This window comes from Oleiphilus sp. HI0132, from assembly GCF_001635845.1.
Window position 1 is genome coordinate 1 of sequence record NZ_LWGJ01001162.1, and the last position, 4357, is coordinate 4357.

The 4357-nt window shown below is 45.0% G+C and carries 6 protein-coding genes; 3 read left to right on the plus strand and 3 right to left on the minus strand.

Annotated features, from left to right (window positions below; genetic code table 11):
* The first annotated feature begins 83 nt into the window (after window positions 1-83).
* Together A3766_RS16205 and A3766_RS16210 are read left to right on the plus strand one after the other, a co-directional pair.
* Window positions 84-758, plus strand: coding sequence for a thiol:disulfide interchange protein DsbA/DsbL (locus A3766_RS16205; protein WP_082865026.1), 675 nt, complete (start codon window positions 84-86; stop codon window positions 756-758).
* A 142-nt stretch (window positions 759-900) separates the two neighbouring features.
* On the plus strand, window positions 901-1770 hold the full coding sequence (locus tag A3766_RS16210) for an endonuclease/exonuclease/phosphatase family protein (protein ID WP_068509233.1): 870 nt from the start codon (window positions 901-903) through the stop codon (window positions 1768-1770).
* A 106-nt stretch (window positions 1771-1876) separates the two neighbouring features.
* Here A3766_RS16210 and rpmG read toward each other — a convergent pair whose 3' ends face one another.
* On the minus strand, window positions 1877-2032 hold the full coding sequence (gene rpmG, locus A3766_RS16215) for a 50S ribosomal protein L33 (RefSeq protein WP_068510851.1): 156 nt from the start codon (window positions 2030-2032) through the stop codon (window positions 1877-1879).
* Between the two features lie 11 nt (window positions 2033-2043).
* On the minus strand, window positions 2044-2280 hold the full coding sequence (gene rpmB / locus A3766_RS16220) for a 50S ribosomal protein L28 (protein WP_068510857.1): 237 nt from the start codon (window positions 2278-2280) through the stop codon (window positions 2044-2046).
* A 231-nt stretch (window positions 2281-2511) separates the two neighbouring features.
* Here rpmB and A3766_RS16225 point away from each other — a divergent pair, with 231 nt between their 5' ends.
* Window positions 2512-3474: an ROK family protein gene (locus A3766_RS16225; RefSeq protein ID WP_068510853.1), complete on the plus strand. Its 963-nt coding sequence runs from the start codon at window positions 2512-2514 to the stop codon at window positions 3472-3474.
* 3 nt (window positions 3475-3477) lie between these two features.
* Here A3766_RS16225 and radC read toward each other — a convergent pair whose 3' ends face one another.
* Window positions 3478-4152 (minus strand): DNA repair protein RadC, encoded by a 675-nt coding sequence (radC, locus tag A3766_RS16230; RefSeq protein WP_068552965.1) that lies wholly within the window; start codon window positions 4150-4152, stop codon window positions 3478-3480.
* Window positions 4153-4357 lie beyond the last annotated feature (205 nt).

The following is a 4357-nucleotide window of genomic DNA, read 5'->3' on the forward strand; positions in this document are numbered from 1 at the left end:
AATGGTCATCTAGGTGTTATTGACCTGTAAAACCTTAAAGCTATTATGGATAGTTCGTTTAAATAGTTATTAAGGGGGCCTTTGTGTCTGATAAAAAGAGCCAGAATCGTTTTTGGTTGATGCCGTTTGTAGCGATCATGCTACTGCTTAGTCAAATGAGTTTTGCAGCGGATCTTTGGGAAAAAGGGCGCCACTATAAAGAATTGCCTTACCCGGTAAAAACCGCAGACCCTTCTAAAATAGAAATACTAGAGCTATTTTGGTATGGCTGCCCGCATTGTTACGAATTTAACAATGACCACTTACCTGAGTGGGAGAAAAGCTTGGCGGATGATGTAGATTTCCGTTTAATGCCAGCAACCTTCCCTGGTTGGGTAGAGCATGCAAAAGCTTATTACGCAGCTGAGTTCCTGGGTGTGTACAAAGAGATGCACCAGTACTTATTCGATAAGATCGTATCGAACCCTAAGAAGTATAAAGACGTAGACGACATAAAAGTTTTGTTTATGGATAAAGGCATAAAGTCTGAAGACTTTGATAAGGTATTTGAGGCCAGTGGGTTTAGAAAGATTTCCAAGATAGATGAGGCGATCAAAAAAGCTCAAGACAAGATCAAGAAGTTGCGTATTACAGGTGTACCGGCTTTGATTGTTAATGGCAAATACAAAATCGGTGTTCGTGACGCAGGCAGCTTTGGCAATATGGTAAAGATTGCGAATTATCTGGTTAATAAAGAACGAGAAGCTAAGAAGAACTAGTGCCGGATTTGTCGTTTTTAAGAATGGGGTGATGAGCCCCATTTTTTTTGCCTTGAGAAAATCATAAGGGCCGCTTATGCTGTTGTTAAGGCCGATTAATGTGGTAATGAATAGTCGTCGTGAAACAGGGTAATTCTAGTTTATGTATCAACGAATCAAACATCGTATCAGTGAACTGATTACGCCGATCAATGAGTCGCTACAAAACGCAGCATCGCAACAGGTGCACCCTGAAGAACTGAAAAAGACCCCGTTTCTTGAAACAGACAAAACGATTCGACTATTAACCTTCAATATTCAAGTGGGTATTTCCACCTCTTCCTACCGTCACTATCTGACACGTAGTTGGCAGCACGTTTTGCCTCACAAAAAGCGGCAAGACAATCTGGATAAAATTGCTGAGCTGATTAGTCAGTACGATATGGTGGCTTTGCAGGAGGTCGATGGCGGTAGCTTGCGCAGCGGATTTATTAATCAGGTCGAATACCTTGCGAGTAATGCAGGTTTGCCGTTTTGGTATCAGCAGTTAAATAGAAATTTTGGTCCTGTAGCAAAGCATAGTAATGGCTTGTTAAGTCGTTTCCGGCCAATCAAGGTTGAAGAGCATCGCTTGCCTGGCTTAATACCTGGCCGAGGCGTGATTGTTGCCGAGTACGGAAAAGAGGAAGATCCGATCGTATTGGTGATTATGCACTTGTCGCTCAGCGATAGTGCCCAAAAACAGCAGCTACGTTTTGTTCGGGATTTGGTTGATGACTATAACCATGTGGTGTTGATGGGCGACATGAATACCCATGCCGAGAAAATACTGCATGACTCTCCGCTAAAAGGAGCCGGCTTGGTGACTTTGCCGGGCGTATCTCATTCATTTCCTAGCTGGCGCCCTGAAAAGGCCTTAGATCATATTCTGGTGAGTCGTAGCCTATTGGTTAAGAGGGCGGGCGTGGTAACGTTTCCGGTATCTGACCATTTACCCATCGAATTAGAGGTAAAACTACCCAAAGGCTATTAGCTTGAAACTTTGAAAATATAGACATAGACAGGCACAAAAAACCCGACAATAAAGTCGGGCTTTTCAATGGAAGCAATAAGCTGCCTACCTCGAAAGGTAGAAAATCTTACTTGATTTTAGCTTCTTTGTAGACCACGTGCTTACGCACAACTGGGTCATACTTTTTGATTTCCATCTTTTCTGGCATGTTACGCTTGTTCTTGTCAGTCGTGTAGAAATGACCAGTACCAGCGCTTGAAACTAAACGGATTTTATCACGCATTGCTCAATCTCCTAAACTTTCTCGCCGCGAGCACGTAGTTCACTAAGAACTGTCTCGATGCCTTTTTTATCGATAATACGCATACCTTTGGTAGATACACGAAGCTTAACAAAACGCTTCTCGCCCTCAACCCAAAAACGGTGAGATTGTAAATTAGGCAAAAAACGACGACGTGTGCGGTTTTTTGCGTGTGAAACGTTGTTTCCTGCTACTGGGCGCTTGCCTGTAACCTGACATACTCTAGACATTGTAACCTTGCCTCCAACTTCGAAACGTCCCTTGAAAGCACGTTCAAAAAAATTCAAATATCGGACCCTTTTTTGGAGTCCTCACTAAAGAGCCCGCCTTTATACCAGAAAGCATTTTTAATCGCAAAAAATATTTTCAAAAATGTGTATAAACTTGTAACGTGGTATCGGCTTTATCAGGTACAAAATGACGCTCATATTTGGGTGTGGATGGTTGATAGAAGGGGATTTATGAAACTTGGTGTGGATCTCGGTGGTACGAAAATAGAGGCTGTTGTCTTGGACGGTCAAAAAGTTCTCTGGCGGCAACGAGTTGCAACACCAAAAAATGATTATGGGCAAACCTTACAGGCAATTGCGAGTCTAGTTGGTGAGGCGAAACAGGTCTGTGGTTTGAGCCAGGGTGAAGCAATTGGCATTGGTGCGCCCGGTGCACTGACAGACTCCGTGACGGGGCCGAGAGTAATGAAGAACTGCAATTCCGTGGTACTGAATGGTAAACCCTTGCTTGAGGATCTTAAGCGCCTACTCGCTTGTGAGGTCTATCTGGAAAATGATGCAAACTGCTTTGCCTTAGCTGAAACACTTGCAGGAAGTGGCAAAGAAGGGTTCGGCGCACAAGTGCCAGAGATTAGCTTTGGCGTGATTCTTGGGACGGGTGTTGGTTCGGGCCTTGTCGTCAACGGAAAAGTGTTAGCTGGCTTACATAGCATTGCCGGGGAGTGGGGACATAACTGTCTGCCAGCTCTTGAGTTGGATAAATTACCCGAGCCAGAGAGAGGCAGGCTTTGCTATTGTGGTCGCAAAGACTGTATTGAAACCTACTTGTCGGGGCCAGGTTTAGCCATGAGCTATCATCTTAGGTACGCTCAGGTACTTAGCTCTGAAGAAATTATTTCGGCTATGAGAGCCAAAGATGCCAAGGCGGCAGATATTTGGCAAAGCTACTTGAACCAGCTGGCTGCTTCGCTTGCTCAGGTGGTTAATATACTTGACCCGCAGATCATTATTTTGGGCGGTGGCATGTCCAATATTATCGAGATCTATTCAGATATAAATGAGCGGATGGCAGCGCATGTATTTACCGAACACGCCAAAACCCCGATCGTTTGCGCAAAGCTCGGGGATTCGGCGGGTGTCTATGGTGCTGCCTATCTTGGTGAAGGCCAAGGTGGCTTGAAAGGCTTTGGCTAATGTTTATAGCAGCCCCAGCTCAGCCATGCTCACGACAAGAGAACCCGCGACAATCATATGATCGAGCACGCGTACGTCAATCAACTCCAAAGCTTTAACTAAACGTCGGGTAAGCTCAATATCGGCTTGGCTCGGTTTTGCTGAACCGGAAGGGTGGTTGTGACAAAAGATAACGGCAGCGGCATTGTTTTCAATCACTTTGCCGACGACCTCGCGTGGGTAAACCGAGGCAGAATCTATTGTTCCCTGAAATAGTTCTTCGAACTTCAATACTTGGTGCTGGTTGTTTAAAAACAGGCAGCCGAATACTTCTTGCTTCTTGTGGATAATCGCACTGCGTAAGAAGTTGCGAGTTGCTTCAGGGCTGGTAAGCGCATCGCTTTCCTGAATTTCATGATGAAAGCATCGCTTGCTCATTTCCAGCGTAGCTTGTAATTGAGTGTACTTGGCTGGGCCCATGCCGGGATGAGCGCAGAACTGCTTTTGGCTTGCACCAATTAGCTGTCGTAACGAGCCAAAGTGCCGGATTAAGGCGCGCGCCAGTTCAATAGCGCTTTGCCCGCGCGTGCCGACGCGTAAAAATATGGCAAGTAACTCGGCATCGCTCAGACTTTGTGAACCAAATTTGAGGAGTTTTTCTCTAGGCCGCTCATCCTCGGGCCAGTCTTTTATCGACATCACTAAATCCTTTTAGTTGAAGGTCTTATTTTAGGTATATGGTAATCATGTACTACAATTACCGCATTATAAATTCCGAAAGGCAAGCTAGATATGATGGCTTTTGTGTGATGGGCGAATTTGTTGCAATTGTTCACGAAATGAGCAATTTTGTGCGCCTACAGCATGGTAGTCTACGTGCGCCATAATTTTGTGTAGTCCGGGC